This is a genomic window from Pseudoalteromonas sp. 20-MNA-CIBAN-0454, assembly GCF_040308685.1.
GTDB lineage: Bacteria > Pseudomonadota > Gammaproteobacteria > Enterobacterales > Alteromonadaceae > Pseudoalteromonas > Pseudoalteromonas nigrifaciens.
On sequence record NZ_JBEOOB010000051.1, the window covers coordinates 1 to 16,646 of the forward strand.

The window sequence follows — 16,646 nt, forward strand, 5'->3', positions numbered from 1 at the left end:
GTCTTCGTTTCGCTATCCGTGAAGGTGGTCGTACTGTAGGCGCTGGCGTTGTTGCAAACATCGTAGCGTAATAATTAGCCTAGCTAATTAGTACTAAAAAAACCGAGCTTACGCTCGGTTTTTTAATGCCTGATATAAAGTAAACCTTTCAGAACCTAGCTATAAAAAGAGTGCTTAGTGATTTTAAAAGGGGCTATTTAGGCAGGCTTACGATGGGGTAGCTACGTGGTGTTTTGTCGCTGTGATTGATACTGTGTACTGTATTGGCATTGTAAGAAGTAAGGCTGGGCTGTAGTGCTAAATTAAAGTCCTGTTATTACCTTTGCTACATTAAGTCACTTAGGCTTGATTGGTTGGCTAATACTCTATTTTAACTTTGGTCATTTATATTTATGGCTGGGATCAAAAACGCCAGCGTTAAGCTGGCGTTTGTTATGCGAGGTTAAAGCTATTATGCTTTAGGTCCTGCATTTTTAATTTCGTCTGATACGTCATATTTAGTGAAGTTTTCAGTGAAATCGGCTGCAAGTTTAGCTGCATATTCAGCATACTTAGCTTTGTCTTCCCAGGTATTAATTGGGTTAAGTAAGTTGCTGTCTACACCTGGAACGGCTACAGGTACGTCTAGGTTTAAAACATCAATGTGTTGAGTTTCTACGCCAACTAGTTTACCCGATACAATAGCATCTACTACAGCACGTGTAGTTGGAATATCAAAACGCTTACCAGTACCGTAAGGGCCGCCAGTCCAACCTGTGTTAACTAGGTATACTTTAGCGCCAAACTCACGTACACGCTTCATTAGAAGCTCAGCATAAACACCTGCTGGACGTGGGAAGAATGGTGCGCCAAAACAAGTTGAGAATGTTGACTCAATATCGCTTGTAGAACCAATCTCAGTAGAGCCTACTTTTGCAGTGTAGCCACTTAAGAAGTGAAATGCTGCCGCTTCTTCAGTCAATATTGATACTGGAGGAAGTACACCACTTACGTCACACGTTAAAAATACCACTGCTTTTGGCTCGCCTGCGCGGTTTTCTACTTTACGTTTTTCAACGTGCTCAAGAGGGTACGCAGCACGGCTATTTTGTGTAAGGCTAGTATCGTTAAAATCAGGTACACGATTTTCATCAAGCACTACGTTTTCTAAGATAGTACCAAAGCGGATCGCATCCCAAATAACAGGTTCATTTTTTTGTGATAGGTCGATACATTTAGCGTAACAGCCGCCTTCAATGTTAAACACACTACCAGGTGCCCAACCGTGTTCGTCATCGCCAATTAAAAAGCGAGTTGGATCTGCTGAAAGTGTTGTTTTACCTGTACCAGATAAGCCAAAGAATAAAGCGGTATCGCCTGCTTCACCTACGTTTGCAGAGCAGTGCATTGGTAATACACCTTTCGCTGGAAGTAGGAAGTTCTGTACAGAGAACATTGATTTTTTCATTTCACCGGCATAACGCATGCCAGCAAGTAACACTTTGCGTTGTGCAAAGTTAATGAGTACCGTACCGTCACTGTTTGTGCCATCGCGCTCAGGCTCACATACAAATGAAGGAACGTTCATTACTTGCCACTGAGGTACGTCAGATGAGTTGTAAGATTTAGGTTGAATAAACATATTTTTAGCAAAAATATGATGCCATGCAGTTTCTGTAGTAACAACAACAGGTAGATAGTGCTCTGGATCAGCGCCTACTTCAAGGTGAGAGATGAAGTGATCATTACTTTGTACATACGCTTCTACGCGTGCCCACAAAGCATCAAACTTATCTGCGTCGAATGGGCGATTTACGTTGCCCCATTGGATTTCGTTTTCAGTACTAGATTCTTGAACAATAAAGCGATCTTTTGGAGAACGACCGGTGCGATGACCAGTATTTGCTACAAAAGCACCATTGGCTGCTAAAGTACCCTCGCCACGACGGATCGCGTGTTCGACAAGTTCAGCTGCAGTTAGATCGACAAAACGAGTAGCGCTTGAAGTCATGTTTATACCTAAATTGTGTGAGATTGAACGGGATAGCCTGGGTCTTGTTAACCTTTAAGCTGCGATTATAGTAACAGATGAGCTAAGGATATTCGAGCTTATGAAGGTGTTAAAAACACATATATTGGGTAAAAAACATGAATAATTTCAATGACACCGGTATCATAAAAACGGCTACTTTTATGATACCGGTGTCATTTTAAAATTATAAAAAAAGCCGCATAGCATGTGACTTTTTTATAATTTAGATTTGATGCGTGATTAGTTAAAAATGTTTTTCACATCTTGCTCATCAAAAAGATAATCTTTTAGACAGTAATGGCAGCTAATTTTGATTTCGCCATGCTCAGCAACATCATCAAGTAGCGCTTGTTGGCCAATATTAACTAATGCAGTCATGGTTTTTTCGCGGGTACAACCACACTTAAATTGAATGCTTTGTGGCTCAAACACACGCGGGTTATCTTCGTGGTACAAACGAGTTAGTACGGTGTTAGCATCAAGCTCTAATAGTTCTTCATCTTTAATGGTATGGCTAAGAGCTTCTAAGTGGGCAAAATCTTCAATAGATTTTTGTTTATCAACGGGTAAAACTTGTAAAAATAAACCACAAGCTTTGGCATTTCCCTCGGTTGTATCGGTTGCAAACCAAAGACGCGTTTTTAATTGCTCTGATTGCTCAAAGTAAGCCTCTATACATTCACTTAAGGTTTCATGCTCTAAAGGCACTATACCTTGATAGCGCTCCCCTTTAGTTGGCGTAATAGTAATAACCATATAGCCTTGGCCTATCAACTCTTTTACTGTGCTACCTGTTACTTCACTTTGTAAGCGAGCTATACCACGCATGTTTTGTTTATCGTCGCCATTAATTACCGCGTATTTAACCGGCCCATCACCTTGTAGTTGAACCGCTATTTCGCCTTCAAATTTTAAGGTGGCTGTTAATAAACAGGTCGCAACAAGCAGTTCACCCAATAATGCTTTAACTGCATCAGGGTAATTATGATTGGCGATCATTTCGTTGTAGGCATTCTCAATTTGTACGAGTTCGCCACGAACATCGAGATTGTCGAATAAATAACGGTGGAGTAAATCTTGTTGCATGAGCGACTATACCTAACTTAATTTCAATTTTAAAAGTTCGCGTCTTTGCTTCTTATCCGGTTTTTTATCCGGATGAGGTGCAAAAAGGCTGTTATTTTTGCGCGCGATAGAATTTTCTTCGCGTTTAGCAATACTGGCATCAGATTCTTGATACAAGGTCTGTGCAATGGGGGCGCTTTGGCGTTTTTCAAGTATTTTGAGCACAGTTACTATTTTTTCATCTACCCCTTGGGCTAATTTTATAGTTGCGCCTATTTCTACTATTTTGCCTGCTTTGGTACGCTGGCCATTATAATGTACTTTTCCGCCTTGTACCATTTCGCGAGCCGCAGCACGTGTTTTATAAAATCGTGCCGCCCATAACCATTTGTCTAATCTAATTTTTAGCTCATCTTTATGTTCTAAATTAGGGTTAGCATTACTTTTTTTAGCCATAAAGCACCTTTAATAAGTGTTTGCCTAGATTTTAAAATTTACCATAAAAGCTATTTGCGATGAAGGATTACTACAACAGCTGTTTTTATGCAGCGGCTAAATTAAAATCAATCTGTTTACAAAGTTTAATATTAGCATGCTTGTTGAATGAAAAATGAAAAGGTACTATGCATAGCGATTAGGTAAAAACTAAAATAAGAATACTATTTATGGAACAGCAAGTTCAACAATTTAAACATTTTATAAGCCGTTTACCGCATGCCAAATTGAGTGCGGTTGTTACATTATTAGTTGTTGTTTATATTGCTTTTTTATCGTCTAAACTCGTTTGGCTTATGTGGCCAAATCCTATTGTGTCACCACTCACGCCAATCTACTACGGACAACATTCAACTGCAGCAAGTAACAATTATTCTCAACATATAATTGAGCAATTTATATTTGGTAAAATAATTGTTAAAAGCAAGAGCGATGATCACGCTGCAAAAGTTGTTAATGATGCCCCTGAAACGCGCTTAAGTATAAATCTTACTGGTATTGTAGCGGTAAATAACGACGATAAAGCGGGGCTCGCTATTATAGAGTCACAGGGCAAGCAAGAAACCTACCTAGTAGATGAAGCAGTGCAAGGGACGCGAGCTAAACTAGCGCAGATATTACCTGACCGCGTTATTTTAACGGTAAACGGACGATTTGAAACATTAATGTTAGATGGTCTCGACTTTACAAAAACAGTATCTATGCCGGTTTTAGCTGCACGTGATGAAGCTGAAATGGGCCCACAATTAGGGCCTGCCCCAAGTGAGCAACAAATAGATGTAACTGCCGATCCAAACATTAAGCAGGCTTTAATCGAAACCCGTGAAAAGTTGCTCGAAGAGCCCGGTAAGTTATTTGACTATATTCGCGTGTCACAAGCGATGAGCGATGGGGAACTTATTGGTTATCGCTTGAGTCCAGGTAAAGAGCCTGAGCTATTTAAGCAGATGGGATTACAAAATAACGATTTAGCTGTTGCAATTAATGGCTATCAACTAACAGATTTAAAACAGGCCATGGCAGCCATTAATGAGCTGCGTAACAGTACAGATGCCACTATCACTATTGAACGTGATAACCAGCAAATAGACGTACAATTTAGTCTGCAATAACTTAGCATTGGAGTTTTAATATAATGGTTCAGGCGCTACACCTCACAAAAATTAAAAAAGGGTTAGCTAAGTACGCAGCACTTTTTCTAGCAGCAAGCATTTCGTTTTCTGTTGCTGCTGTTGAATACGCTGCTAACTTTAAAGGCACTGATATTAATGAGTTTATTAATATTGTTGGTAAAAATCTTAATAAAACAATAATTATTGACCCTAACGTACGTGGCAAAGTAAATGTGCGTAGTTATGAGTTAATGGGCGAAGCGCTTTATTATCAATTCTTTTTAAATGTATTAGAAGTTTATGGCTATTCAGCCATTGAAATGGACAATAATATAATAAAAATTGAAAAAAGCTCGGATGCTAAAAAATCAAACGTACCGCTAATTACAGATGGCAGTGAAGCCAGCGGCGATATGATGATTACCCGAGTTGTACGGGTTAAAAATGTAAGCGTGCAAGAGCTAGGTCCTTTGGTTCGTCAATTTAGCGACCAAAAAGATGGCGGCCATGTTGCTAACTTTAATGCCGCAAACGTAATGATGCTTACCGGGCATGCTGCATCGGTAAACCGCTTAGTTGAAATAATACGCTCGGTTGATCAAGCGGGCGATAAGCGTGTTGATATTGTAAAGCTTAAATTTGCTACCGCAGATGATGTGGTATCTGTAGTTGATAATATTTATAAAGACAGCGGAAAAGGCAGTATTCCAGAGTTTTTAATACCTAAAGTGGTTGCCGATGGCCGTACTAACAGCGTTATTGTTAGTGGCGAAGGCCAAGCACGCACCCGTGCTATTGAGCTTATTAAGCGCTTAGACGGTGAGCTTGAAAGCCAAGGGAACACTAAAGTATTTTATCTAAATTACGCAAAAGCAGAAGATTTAGTTAAAGTATTGCAAGGTGTTAGTAAGTCGCTAACAGATGACACTCAAGGCGGCAGCGCAACCAAAACACGTACTCGCAGTAACAACGAAACCAGCATAGAAGCCCACCCCGATTCAAACTCATTAATTATTACAGCACAACCCGATACCATGCGCTCGCTTGAGTCAGTTATTGAGCGTTTAGATATTCGCCGTGCGCAAGTATTGGTTGAAGCAATTATAATTGAGGTAATGGAAGGCGACGGTATTAACTTTGGTTTGCAGTGGATTTCTGAGCAAGGCGGTATGCTGCAGTTTAATAATGGCACAACTGTACCGGTTGGTGCGTTAGCTGTAGCGGCTGAGCAAGCACGTGATACTACCGTATCTAAAAATATAATTGGTACCGAAAGCGGCACAATTACTCAGGTTGATGAAACTACTAAGGGTGATTACGGCCCATTAGCATCATTACTCGGTGGCATTAACGGCTTAGCCATGGGGGTGATAAAAAATGACTGGGGCGCAATTGTTCAAGCCGTTTCGACCGATAGTAACTCAAACATTTTGGCGACCCCCTCTATTACTACTATGGATAATGAAGAAGCGTCTATTTTAGTGGGTCAAGAAGTACCCATAATTACTGGCTCACAAACCGGGAGTAATAACACCAACCCATTTCAAACAGTTGAACGCCAAGAAGTGGGTATAAAGCTTAAAGTAACCCCGCAAATTAACGATGGCTCTGCTGTGCAGTTAACTATTGAGCAAGAAGTGTCGAGTGTAAGTGGTGCTACTGCTGTTGATATTTCAGTTAATAAGCGTTCAATTAAAACCACAGTAATGGCCGATGATGGCGGTATGGTGGTACTTGGTGGCTTAATAGATGAAGACGTACAAGAAAGTGTGTCTAAGGTGCCACTACTAGGCGACATTCCTATTTTAGGTCACTTATTTAAATCAACTAATACCACACGACGTAAGCGTAACCTGATTGTATTTATTCGCCCGACTATTATTCGCGACGGAATTAGTATGAATAAGTTGAGCTTTAATAAATATAATTTTATTCGTGGCGAGCAATTTAAGCAGCGCGAAGATGGTATAGAGTTAATGCCAAGAACCGACACGCCTATTTTACCCGAGTGGAATGATGAGCTAATACTGCCACCTACGTATGAAGAGCATTTACGCAAACAAAATGCACAAGAGCGTAAAGATGACTAAGGCGATTGCAGAGATAAACCAAGATGTGGTTCATCCTAATGCGCATCATCCGGACGAGCTATTAACCAGTGACGACTTAGTTGAGCTGCCCGCTAAACGTTTGCCTTTTTCATACGCACGGCGAGCCGGTGTACTGCTGAGTAAAAATAAAGAGCAGCGCATAGTGTATTACCGTGGCGAACTTGATATTGACGTACTGTTAGAAGTACGCCGTATTGCAGGGCATGGTTTTACGCTTGAGCAGCTTGCTGATGACAAGTTTGAGCTACTGCTAGAGGCTTCGTATCAGCGAGATAGTTCTGAAACGCAACAAATGATGGAAGACATTGGCAACGAAGTTGACTTGTTTTCATTAGTAGACGAACTGCCACAAACCGAAGATTTACTGGCAGGCGATGATGATGCGCCAATTATTAAGCTTATAAATGCGATGCTCAGCGAAGCAATTAAAGAGGGTGCGTCTGATATTCATATTGAAACCTTTGAGCAAGAACTGGTTATTCGCTTTAGGGTTGATGGTGTATTAAAAGAGGTACTTAAACCTAATCGTAAATTAGCATCCTTGCTGGTATCGCGAATTAAGGTAATGGCTAAGCTCGATATTGCCGAAAAACGTATACCACAAGATGGCCGTATTAGTTTGCGTATTGCAGGGCGTGCGGTTGATGTACGGGTATCAACCATGCCATCAAGTTTTGGTGAGCGTGTTGTGCTGCGTTTACTGGATAAAAATAACGCGCACTTAAATCTTGAAGATTTAGGTATGACCGCACAAAACCGTGAATTGTTTGCAAATTTAATTAGTAAACCTCATGGCATTATTTTAGTAACCGGGCCTACAGGCTCTGGTAAAAGTACCACCTTGTACGCAGGTATGAGTCAAATAAACTCTCGCGATCGTAATATTTTAACGGTTGAAGACCCCATTGAATACGAAATACCGGGCATTGGCCAAACGCAAGTAAATACTAAAGTAGGTATGACCTTTGCGCGTGGCTTGCGGGCTATTTTACGTCAAGATCCCGATGTAGTGATGGTAGGTGAAATACGTGACCTAGAAACCGCTCAAATTGGTGTGCAAGCATCATTAACCGGTCACTTGGTAATGTCTACGTTGCATACAAATACTGCTTCTGGCGCTATTACTCGTATGGAAGATATGGGAGTGGAGCCATTTTTACTTTCATCGTCGTTACTCGGTGTGTTATCGCAGCGACTAGTACGTACACTGTGTAAAAATTGTAAAAAAGAACATGTAGCCGATGAGCGCGAGTGCCAGTTATTAGGCGTACCGTTTGAAAGTAAACCAACTATACACCGTGCAGTAGGGTGTGAAGCATGTAACTTTAATGGTTATAAAGGCCGTACTGGTATTCATGAGTTATTAGTGGTGGACGAAACCATTCGTGAAATGATCCACAATGGTAAAGGCGAGCAAAGCGTTGAAAAATACATTCGCAAGCTCAGTCCAAGTATTCGTCAAGATGGCTGTAGCCGTGTACTTGCAGGTAAAACAACACTTGAAGAAGTATTGCGTGTTACCCGTGAGGAAGGCTAATAATGGCAGCATTTGAATACCGTGCCTTAGATGGCCGAGGCAAAGAAAAAAAAGGCATTTTAGAAGCGGATACAGCAAAACAAATTCGCCAAATATTACGCGATCAAAAATTAACGCCGCTCGAAGTTGTACCCGCGGCGCAAAGTGATAAACAGGTTAAAGGCCAAAAAACGTCATTACTTGGCGGTTTGTTTAAACCTACTATATCAACCTCAGATTTGGCGCTTATAACTCGCCAGTTAGCAACACTCATTCAATCGGCTCTGCCAGTTGAGGGTGCGGTAATGGCTGTGGCTGAGCAATGTGAAAAACCACGTTTAAAACGCATGCTGATGTCGGTTCGCTCAAAAGTAGTGGAAGGGTATACCCTTGCCGACGGTATGAGTGAGTTTCCGCATGTGTTTGACGATTTATACCGCGCTATGGTTGCCGCAGGCGAAAAGTCAGGGCATTTAGACCAAGTACTAAACCGGCTTGCCGATTACACCGAACAGCGCCAATATATGCGCAGTCAAATAACGCAAGCTATGGTGTACCCCATTATTTTAGTGGTGTTTGCTATTGCAATTGTGTCGGTTTTATTAGGTACTGTAGTACCTAAAATACTTAAAACGTTTGAGAAAACCAAGCAAGTACTCCCTTGGACCACTGAGTGGGTAATGGCGGGAAGTCATTTTGTACAAAATTATTGGTTTATTAGTTTAATTGTAATAACGGGCCTAGCGATAGGGATTAAGCATGCTTTAAAACAGCCTAAAATTCGTTTTTGGTGGGATGATAAAATATTGCATATGCCCGGTATTGGTAAAGTAGCTAGAGGTATTAATACCGCCCGCTTTGCCCGAACTTTAAGTATTTTATCATCAAGCTCGGTACCGCTACTTGAAGGTATGCGTATTGCGGGTGGAGTGCTGATCAACGAAAAAATTAAAAAAGCAGTTGCCGATGCAGCCGATAGAGTAAGCGAAGGGGCAAGTTTAAGAGCGGCCTTACAGCAAACTAAATTGTTTCCGCCAATGATGCTACATATGATAGCCAGCGGTGAAAAATCTGGCGAGCTGGAGCAAATGTTAGAACGCGCTGCTAATAACCAAGATCGCGAATTTGAAAGTATGGTTAATGTATCGCTAAAACTATTAGAACCCGCAATGATCGCTTTAATGGCGGTTATTGTATTATTTATAGTAATGGCAATTTTACAGCCAATTATGGCAATGAATAAAGCTGTAGGGCTTTAACTTAAAAGTAAATTAATGGTTTAATAAACCATTGTTTAGTGTTTTTAGAATAATGAGGTAATTACGTGAATAAACAATCAGGTTTTTCTTTGCTAGAAGTAATGGTAGTACTGGTTATCATTGGCATGATCATGTCAATTGTGGCACCTAATATTATGGGCCAACAAGAAGAGGCCGCTATCGACAAAGCACACTTAGATATTCAGCAGCTTGAAGATGCAATGAGCCTTTATAAGCTTAAAAATAAAAGCTACCCAAGTACCGAGCAAGGCCTAGAAGCATTGGTTAATAAAACCAGCATAGAGCCAATACCAAAACGTTTTCCAGATGGTGGCTTTATTAGTAAATTACCAGAGGATCCGTGGGGCAATACTTATCAGTTAATTAGCCCAGGAGAAATTGGTAAATTTGATATTTTTTCTTTAGGTCCAGATGGCCAAGCCGGCACCGATGACGACATTGGTAACTGGGACGAAGAAAAACAGTAATGGCCATCAATCGCGCAGTGTATTTATATACTAATATCCAGGGCTTACTATGCAAGTAAGCTCTGAGAGATTGCGTGCAAAAAGCCGCGGCTTTAGTTTAATCGAAATTTTAGTGGTATTAGTGATCATCGCTTTTGCCACAAAAATGGTGGTATATAGCTTAGAAGGCGGCGCTGAGGATGAGTTAGATACTCAAGCGCTTAGGCTGCATACCACCATTAATATGGCATCAGAATTTGCTATTTTAAACCAAGTTGAATTGGGTTTTCATATAGACAACAACGTATTTGAGTTTTTAGTTTTTGATGGTGAAAAGTGGGTAAGCTTTGTCAGAGAAGCATTATTTGAGCCGGTTGAATTTGATCCACGCTTTAAACTAGCGCTTAACCTAGACGACTTAGCTTGGGCGCAAGATAACTTACTCGAGCAAGCAAATTGGCGTGAGCTAATGAGCGGAGACGAAGACAGCTTATTGGAACTTAAAAAGTTTAAAATTCCGCAAGTGCTAATACTATCTTCGGGCGAAGTAAGTGCATTTCAATTAACACTCGAATTAAAAGAGCAAAGCGAGCCGGTTTACTTTATTGAAGGCGAGTTTACTGCGCCAGTGAATTTACGCCGAGAGCCCGAATAATGCGCCAGTATAATAAAGGTTTTACTTTACTTGAAGTGCTAGTGGCATTGAGTATTTGTGCTATGGCAGGTATTGCAGCAATGCAAGCAACCAGTGAGCACATTCATCATCTATCTAGCATAGAAGAGCAAACTTACGCCTCATGGGTTGCCGAAAATATTATGGTAGAGCAGCGTACCAAAGGCGAACAATGGGAAGGGAAAAACGGCGTGCGCGGTAGTGAAGTTATGGCGGGTGTTGAATGGTTTTGGCGCCAAGATATAGGAAAAACCGCAGATAAAGACTTTGTAAAATTAACCATTAATATATTTAGTGATGAAAAATACGAACACTCAATATATGAGCTGGCAACTTATTTAAATAAAGGCAAAAAATAAGTGAAGCAACGCGGATTTACCTTACTTGAAGTGATGGTAGCCTTGGGGATTTTAGGCTTTGTTATTATGGCCACGCACCAAATACTAGATACCACTACCCGCGCCAAAGAGGCTTCGGATGATAAAATAGCCGAGCTAAATGGTTTGCAAACCACCTTTAGGTTAATGGATCAAGATTTTAGTCAAATGACCAAACGTGCTGTACGCAATGAAGCAGGCGATGTGCAAGAGCAGTATTTGCTAGCCGGACGCTATGTTTTAGATAGCCAATATGATGGCATTGGCTTTGTGCGCGACGGCTGGATAAATCCAATTAATTTATTACCACGCTCAGAATTACAAGCTGTGGGTTATCGCGTAATAAACGACAACTTGGAGCGAGTGTACCGGGTATATGTTGATCAGCTTGACAATATGGAGCCGCGTGTACAGGTTGTTTTAAAAAACATTGAAGAGCTAAAGTTTGAATTTTTAGACGATAAAAACGAATGGCAAGCTAAGTGGCAAATTAAAGCGCTCCCCAAAGCGGTCGCTGTTACGCTGCAACAAATAGAGGCAGAGCCAATTAGGCGAGTATTTTTAGTGCCAGGACAAGGTAAAGAAATTCTACCATCGAGCCCATCAACTGATGATGCACTGGCCGATGAAGGTAACCCGCAAGAAGGTGGGCAGTAATGGGGCTGCGTTCTTCTCGTGGAGCCGCACTTGTTATTGTGCTGTTTATTGTTGCATTAGCGGCCATTTTAGCCGTAGAAATGAGTGCTAACTTAATGGTGCAAGTGCAAAAAAGTACTAACTTACAGGGTCATCAACAAGCTAAGTGGTATGCCTATGGTGCAGAAGAGCTTGCCATAAAAGCGCTGATTAAAAGCAAAAGAGACGATCCTGACAAAACCACATTAGATCAAATATGGGCGCAGCAAGGCGATATACCTTACCCAGTTGATAACGGCACACTAAGCGGAAAAATAACGGATTTACAAGCATGTTTAAACTTAAATGCTATAGCCGTAGAACCAGATTTAAATAGTGCTAGCAAAACCAATCCAGCGCACAAGGCCTTGTTCGCATTACTTGAAAATATTGAAGATTTACCGGCACAAGAGTCAGAGGAAACCATGGCTGACAGTGTGTTTGATTGGCTAGACGAAAACAGCATTACATACCGTTCAGGAGCAGAAGAAGGGGAATACTTGTCGCGTCAATTTCCGTACATGACCGCCAATAGCTTATTTGCATCAACCTCAGAGCTGCGTTTGGTTAAAGGTTTTAACCCATTAGTAATGGAAAAAGTGCTGCCTTATGTTTGTGTAATACCTGGTAGCACTTTATTGTCTATTAATGTGAATACCTTAGCAGCAGAGCAAGCACTCATTTTAAGTACCCTTATAGATGAGCTAAGTGTATCGGGTGCTGAAGCTGTGATTGCTGCTCGCCCAGATGCAGGCTTTGAAAGTAAAGCTGCCTTTTTTGAACAAGTTCAGCAGCAAGGCGGGCAAAACGTCAAAGCGGTAGAAAAATTGTTTAGTATTAATAGCGAATATTTTAAATTACAAACGCAGGCAAACTTTGTTGATCTGCGTTTTTCGATGACCACATTACTGCACGCCAAAGACGGCGACGTAACGATACTGGCGCGAAAATTTGGAGGCGTACAGTGACAGAAATACTGTTGATCCGCACGGGTCAAACCGAACAAGAGTTACTTAATTGGTTAATATACTCACCACAAGAACAACAAATAATAGCCAGTGGTGAGCTAGTTAATGCCAGTTATTTAAACGAACTGAGCGAAAAATCGCTAGGGCGCGAAGTCGTTGTATTATTGCCTTGTGACCAAGTGCAATTAAAAACGGTAATGCTACCGACTAAATGGAATCGTAAGTTAGAGCAAGCTTTGCCTTATATGCTCGAAGAAGATATAGCGTGCGATATAGATGAGCTATTTATTGCTGTAGGTGAGCCAGTGATGATTGGCGAGCAGCATGCTGTTCGTGTTGCTATGACCGACCGCGAATGGTTTGAGGCGTGGCTAGCGCTATTTGCAGAGCATAATTTATCGGTATATAAAATATTACCCGATGCTTTGTTATTACCCCCAGCAGATGAGGACACAGTAACGGCAATAGCACTTAATAATCAGTGGTTATTTAAACAAGGCCCATGGCGTATAAGTGCAGTAGAGACGAGCTGGTTAAATGGTTACTTAACAGCAATGGGTAATCCAGATGTAAAGCATTTTAGTCCGGCGACTCAGTTTCCTGAAACGGTAAACTTACAGGCTCAAACCAGTGATTACGACCTACCGCTGGCCTTATTTGCTAAGCAACTAGAGCATACTAAGTTTAATCTTCGCCAAGGTATGTATCAGCTTAAAAAGAAAAGCACCTTATGGTGGGGGTACTGGAAAAGTGCTGCCATTATTACCAGCGTTGCCTTAGTAGCGAGTATTACGATTAAAGCTATAGAGTTGCATCAGCTAAATACCCAGTTAGAACTTGCTAAAGCACAGGTAATTGAGCGCTACCAAAAGGCATTTCCGGGAACTAAGGTTCGCCCACACCTTATTAAAAACCAAATTAAAGGTGCACTGGCAAAAATACAAGATACCAGCGACGCTGGATTTTTAGAGTTAACCACAGAATTAGTGGGGGTGTTTTCGCAGGTAAGTAATTTTACCCCTGAAACACTGCGTTATGACAAAAAACGTAATGAATTACGTATGAGAGCACGCGCAAAAGACTTTCAAACCTTTGGTAAAGTTAAAGCCATACTTGAACAGCAAGGGTTAACGGTTGATCAAGGTTCGTTAAGTAACGATGGTGACTTTGTGGTTGGCGAAATTAAACTGCGAGGTGCAGTATGAAGCAGCAGTTAATTAAACATTGGCGCTCACTAAAAGAGCAAGAGCAGCAGTTAATAATCGTTGCGAGTGGTATTTTTATTGTGTTTATTTTAGTGATGGGCATTTTTAGACCCTTAAATAATGCAATAGCAAGTGCTGAGCAATCGCAATTAAAACAGCAAGAGCTACTAGTGTGGGTTGACGAAAGTATTGTAAAGCTCAAGGCCGCTGGTAATACACAAGTGGTTAATAGTCAAAACATTAGCCAAATAGTTAACGCCACCCGCGGACGCTATAAAATAAATATTAGTAAAATGCAGCCAAGTAATAACTCGCTACGTTTAACGCTCGACTCAGTAGAGTTTAATCAATTAATACTGTGGCTTGATGAACTGGTCAATCAACATGGTCTACGGGTCGAAAATTTAGATTTGAGCCGTGACGATAAGTCGGGCTATGTACGTGTTAGCCGTTTGCTATTAGAGAAGTAATGAATGAAAAAAATAATAACCTTATCCATTGTATTTTTACTTAGTTTTATTGTGTTTTGTATTATTAAGTTACCTGCAGCGGTGGCCATTGACCTAGCAAAACCTTATTTTCCTAAGCAACTTGAAGTAGGGCAAAGTGTTGGCACTATTTGGCAAGGGCAAATGATGCAAGTGCGCTACCAAGGTGAGCAATTAAATAATGTGCGTTGGGATGTTGCCTGGTGGGCATTATTTACCGGTAAGTTAAATGCCAATGTAAAATTTGGTGACCCACGTGAGCGCAGTGATATATCGGGTTATGCAGATGTGAGCTTTGGTTTATTTAATAAGCAAGTGAAAGTAACCAATGGATTAGTGCGCTCAACAGTTGAAAGAGCGATGCAACGCATACAACTTCCGTTACCTGTAACCGCTAAAGGTCGTGTGATCTTGGAATTGGCAGAGTATACATCGGGCGCACCTTATTGTGAGTCACTGCAAGGCGAGATAGCGAGCCCTAATATTGACGTACAAGGTTTGAACGGTTGGTTTAATATAGGCCCGCTTGGTGGTAACCTAAGCTGTAAATCGGGCGACATAGCCATACTTATCGACCCAGATAACACCTTAGGGCTTGAAGCTGATGCAACCCTAAAAGCTAATTTTGACTTTAAAGTATCAGGCTATGTAAAGCCCGATGCCACGTTGCCAAAAGATGTACATGATGCGGTTAAGTTTTTAGGTCGTCCAGATAATCAAGGCCGTTACCCGCTCAACTTTTAATGTTTAATATAAAGAGTTTTAATGCAATTACCCCAATTTACTGAGCAGCACGCTAAGCAGCTCAGCACATTTTTAGACACCCAGTCTCAAGCGATGACGCTAACGCAAAGCCAAGGTTATTTATTTGGCGTAATTTGCTCTCCTGAGCCTCTAGACGTACATGAGTGGATGGCAGCAATTTTGCCTAATACAGCTAATAATGTAGATGAAGAAATGCTATTTTTATTTATGGCGTTATACCATCAAATTAGTGAGCAAGTATTTGAAGTAGGCTATAAATTACCAGCACAATATAATTACGGATTTTGCAGTAATTGGAGCGCAGGTTTTGTAACGGCAACAACGTCATATACTCAAAAGTTATTAAGTTCAACCGCGTTAGAGGCAGAATATAAACAAGCCCTCGAAAGCGCTCAAGCCACATTAAGCTTTTTTGCACTTGATGGGCAAACCATTAGCCAAATAGCGTTACAAAACAGTATTGATGAGCAGTTACTTTGCCAGCAGCAATATGAGCTAATGGGCGACTTTGCGCTTGGCTTTGCAGAGCTAGTGGAAATAGTCGCGCTTAATAGTGGCTTGTACACAGATGAAGGCTGGGAAGAGTAGTTTAGGCGCAGTAATGAGTTGAGCTCAAAATATAGCCGTGAAATAAGTTTAAGCGCCTAGTTCTAATATAATATCAGTGCAGCCTTGCTTGCACTTAATCAGCCCTTTACCCGGCTCGCTGGTGGCTAAGTCGAGTGTTAAAACCCCATTACATTTTTCGCACTTTAGCGTTTTACCCTGCGTGAGTTTTTTAAGCATATTACGTTGCTGGTGAAATGAGTCACTGGCTTTTTTATTTAATCCAGAAAAGTCCATTATTTACCTCGCATGTGTTCTAGTGAGCCGGATACTATTTTACATACAGTGTTTAAGCGCTCATCATAAAAATATAGGTTTAAGTCGCGCTCACGGCAGTAGCGTAAGTGAAATAATCTTATTGAGTCATCGGTAGTAAATGTTTTTTCGGTGTACTCACGCTCAGATTCAGAAAGCGTTAACTGCGCACTAATTTTGTTTTTAGTCATACTGGCAGTAGGGCTGCGATTCACTTTGCTTGCATCACTTAAAAAGTCAATACCATCGTTAAATAACCGCTCACGAGGCTCTTTCACCAAAGGGTGATCGACTGTGAAAAAGGCGAGGACTACTATTACCAAAATAATAAATTTTTTCATAGTTGGGTAAACTTTGATCCAAATAACATAAAATGATGCTGCAGTGTAATAAAATGCATTTTAAAAGCAAGTAACTAAAGTGAATAAATTATTAGCGATCTATGCCAGTAATTTTAGCCAATATTGTTATAATAGCTAACAGCAGTTAGATATTTCTGAAATATCTGAAAGTATTCAAGTCTTATAGTTACTCCGTTCCATTAATTAATGTATTTACCTATCTCATTAATACATGGAATATGCTTCTGTTGATCACG

The 16,646-nt window shown here is 40.8% G+C and carries 19 protein-coding genes; 14 read left to right on the forward strand and 5 right to left on the reverse strand.

The annotated features are described in order from the left end of the window. The coding region (locus tag AAEZ22_RS16985) for an EF-Tu C-terminal domain-related protein (protein ID WP_455710262.1) at positions 1 to 71 on the forward strand (71 nt) is incomplete at its 5' end. A gap of 380 nt (positions 72 to 451) precedes the next feature. Here the strand turns inward: AAEZ22_RS16985 and AAEZ22_RS16990 are convergent. From AAEZ22_RS16990 to hslR, 3 genes are all read right to left on the reverse strand, one after another. Continuing rightward, on the reverse strand, positions 452 to 1,990 hold the full coding sequence (locus tag AAEZ22_RS16990; RefSeq protein WP_089367606.1) for a phosphoenolpyruvate carboxykinase: 1,539 nt from the start codon (positions 1,988 to 1,990) through the stop codon (positions 452 to 454). Positions 1,991 to 2,251: 261 nt separating this feature from the next. Beyond that, positions 2,252 to 3,097 carry an Hsp33 family molecular chaperone HslO gene (hslO, locus tag AAEZ22_RS16995; protein WP_011326946.1) on the reverse strand — a complete coding sequence of 282 codons (846 nt, stop codon included), beginning with the start codon at positions 3,095 to 3,097 and terminating at the stop codon, positions 2,252 to 2,254. A gap of 12 nt (positions 3,098 to 3,109) precedes the next feature. After that, entirely contained in the window at positions 3,110 to 3,532 is a 423-nt protein-coding gene (gene hslR / locus AAEZ22_RS17000) for a ribosome-associated heat shock protein Hsp15 (RefSeq protein WP_011326947.1), read from the reverse strand. 209 nt (positions 3,533 to 3,741) lie between these two features. Between hslR and gspC the strand changes: the two genes are divergently transcribed. The 13 genes from gspC (at position 3,742) to AAEZ22_RS17065 (ending at position 15,775) form a co-directional block, all read left to right on the forward strand. Beyond that, entirely contained in the window at positions 3,742 to 4,683 is a 942-nt protein-coding gene (gspC, locus tag AAEZ22_RS17005; protein WP_339684154.1) for a type II secretion system protein GspC, read from the forward strand. Between the two features lie 23 nt (positions 4,684 to 4,706). Beyond that, positions 4,707 to 6,773, forward strand: coding sequence for a type II secretion system secretin GspD (gene gspD, locus AAEZ22_RS17010; protein ID WP_011326949.1), 2,067 nt, complete (start codon positions 4,707 to 4,709; stop codon positions 6,771 to 6,773). Then, the gene (gspE, locus tag AAEZ22_RS17015; protein ID WP_011326950.1) at positions 6,766 to 8,331 is read left to right on the forward strand and encodes a type II secretion system ATPase GspE; all 1,566 of its coding nucleotides are present in this window, start codon (positions 6,766 to 6,768) and stop codon (positions 8,329 to 8,331) included. Before gspD ends, gspE begins: the two co-directional genes overlap by 8 nt. Before the next feature lie 2 nt (positions 8,332 to 8,333). Then, the gene (gene gspF / locus AAEZ22_RS17020; RefSeq protein ID WP_086996699.1) at positions 8,334 to 9,569 is read left to right on the forward strand and encodes a type II secretion system inner membrane protein GspF; all 1,236 of its coding nucleotides are present in this window, start codon (positions 8,334 to 8,336) and stop codon (positions 9,567 to 9,569) included. Positions 9,570 to 9,634: 65 nt separating this feature from the next. Further along, entirely contained in the window at positions 9,635 to 10,057 is a 423-nt protein-coding gene (gspG, locus tag AAEZ22_RS17025; protein ID WP_041454317.1) for a type II secretion system major pseudopilin GspG, read from the forward strand. A gap of 49 nt (positions 10,058 to 10,106) precedes the next feature. Beyond that, entirely contained in the window at positions 10,107 to 10,691 is a 585-nt protein-coding gene (gene gspH, locus AAEZ22_RS17030) for a type II secretion system minor pseudopilin GspH (protein ID WP_011326953.1), read from the forward strand. Beyond that, entirely contained in the window at positions 10,691 to 11,068 is a 378-nt protein-coding gene (gene gspI / locus AAEZ22_RS17035; protein WP_350544989.1) for a type II secretion system minor pseudopilin GspI, read from the forward strand. The genes gspH and gspI overlap by 1 nt, the downstream gene beginning before the upstream one ends. Beyond that, positions 11,069 to 11,743 carry a type II secretion system minor pseudopilin GspJ gene (gspJ, locus tag AAEZ22_RS17040; RefSeq protein WP_011326955.1) on the forward strand — a complete coding sequence of 225 codons (675 nt, stop codon included), beginning with the start codon at positions 11,069 to 11,071 and terminating at the stop codon, positions 11,741 to 11,743. Further along, positions 11,743 to 12,729, forward strand: a complete 987-nt coding sequence (gene gspK / locus AAEZ22_RS17045; protein ID WP_011326956.1) for a type II secretion system minor pseudopilin GspK — start codon at positions 11,743 to 11,745, stop codon at positions 12,727 to 12,729. The genes gspJ and gspK overlap by 1 nt, the downstream gene beginning before the upstream one ends. Further along, positions 12,726 to 13,934 (forward strand): type II secretion system protein GspL, encoded by a 1,209-nt coding sequence (gspL, locus tag AAEZ22_RS17050; RefSeq protein WP_011326957.1) that lies wholly within the window; start codon positions 12,726 to 12,728, stop codon positions 13,932 to 13,934. Before gspK ends, gspL begins: the two co-directional genes overlap by 4 nt. Next, the gene (locus tag AAEZ22_RS17055) at positions 13,931 to 14,404 is read left to right on the forward strand and encodes a type II secretion system protein M (RefSeq protein WP_011326958.1); all 474 of its coding nucleotides are present in this window, start codon (positions 13,931 to 13,933) and stop codon (positions 14,402 to 14,404) included. Before gspL ends, AAEZ22_RS17055 begins: the two co-directional genes overlap by 4 nt. 3 nt (positions 14,405 to 14,407) lie before the next feature. Beyond that, the gene (locus AAEZ22_RS17060; protein WP_309216699.1) at positions 14,408 to 15,166 is read left to right on the forward strand and encodes a type II secretion system protein N; all 759 of its coding nucleotides are present in this window, start codon (positions 14,408 to 14,410) and stop codon (positions 15,164 to 15,166) included. 21 nt (positions 15,167 to 15,187) lie between these two features. Further along, the gene (locus AAEZ22_RS17065) at positions 15,188 to 15,775 is read left to right on the forward strand and encodes a UPF0149 family protein (RefSeq protein WP_058372382.1); all 588 of its coding nucleotides are present in this window, start codon (positions 15,188 to 15,190) and stop codon (positions 15,773 to 15,775) included. Between the two features lie 48 nt (positions 15,776 to 15,823). On the opposite strand, the gene AAEZ22_RS17070 is transcribed toward AAEZ22_RS17065, so the two are convergent. Both AAEZ22_RS17070 and AAEZ22_RS17075 read right to left on the reverse strand, forming a co-directional pair. Continuing rightward, a complete protein-coding gene (locus AAEZ22_RS17070; RefSeq protein WP_011326961.1) occupies positions 15,824 to 16,030 on the reverse strand; it encodes a hypothetical protein in 207 nt (68 codons plus the stop codon). Next, positions 16,030 to 16,389: a hypothetical protein gene (locus AAEZ22_RS17075; RefSeq protein ID WP_011326962.1), complete on the reverse strand. Its 360-nt coding sequence runs from the start codon at positions 16,387 to 16,389 to the stop codon at positions 16,030 to 16,032. Before AAEZ22_RS17075 ends, AAEZ22_RS17070 begins: the two co-directional genes overlap by 1 nt. Positions 16,390 to 16,646 lie beyond the last annotated feature (257 nt).

Coding starts and splice junctions, on each gene's coding strand:
- gspC (WP_339684154.1), top strand. CDS start 3,742: ATGGAACAGCAAGTTCAACAATTTAAACATTTTATAAGCCGTTTACCG.
- gspF (WP_086996699.1), top strand. CDS start 8,334: ATGGCAGCATTTGAATACCGTGCCTTAGATGGCCGAGGCAAAGAAAAA.
- AAEZ22_RS17060 (WP_309216699.1), top strand. CDS start 14,408: ATGAAAAAAATAATAACCTTATCCATTGTATTTTTACTTAGTTTTATT.
- hslO (WP_011326946.1), bottom strand. CDS start 3,097: ATGCAACAAGATTTACTCCACCGTTATTTATTCGACAATCTCGATGTT.
- gspI (WP_350544989.1), top strand. CDS start 10,691: ATGCGCCAGTATAATAAAGGTTTTACTTTACTTGAAGTGCTAGTGGCA.
- AAEZ22_RS17070 (WP_011326961.1), bottom strand. CDS start 16,030: ATGGACTTTTCTGGATTAAATAAAAAAGCCAGTGACTCATTTCACCAG.
- gspK (WP_011326956.1), top strand. CDS start 11,743: ATGGGGCTGCGTTCTTCTCGTGGAGCCGCACTTGTTATTGTGCTGTTT.
- AAEZ22_RS17055 (WP_011326958.1), top strand. CDS start 13,931: ATGAAGCAGCAGTTAATTAAACATTGGCGCTCACTAAAAGAGCAAGAG.
- gspH (WP_011326953.1), top strand. CDS start 10,107: ATGCAAGTAAGCTCTGAGAGATTGCGTGCAAAAAGCCGCGGCTTTAGT.
- gspD (WP_011326949.1), top strand. CDS start 4,707: ATGGTTCAGGCGCTACACCTCACAAAAATTAAAAAAGGGTTAGCTAAG.
- AAEZ22_RS17065 (WP_058372382.1), top strand. CDS start 15,188: ATGCAATTACCCCAATTTACTGAGCAGCACGCTAAGCAGCTCAGCACA.
- AAEZ22_RS16990 (WP_089367606.1), bottom strand. CDS start 1,990: ATGACTTCAAGCGCTACTCGTTTTGTCGATCTAACTGCAGCTGAACTT.
- hslR (WP_011326947.1), bottom strand. CDS start 3,532: ATGGCTAAAAAAAGTAATGCTAACCCTAATTTAGAACATAAAGATGAG.
- AAEZ22_RS17075 (WP_011326962.1), bottom strand. CDS start 16,389: ATGAAAAAATTTATTATTTTGGTAATAGTAGTCCTCGCCTTTTTCACA.
- gspE (WP_011326950.1), top strand. CDS start 6,766: ATGACTAAGGCGATTGCAGAGATAAACCAAGATGTGGTTCATCCTAAT.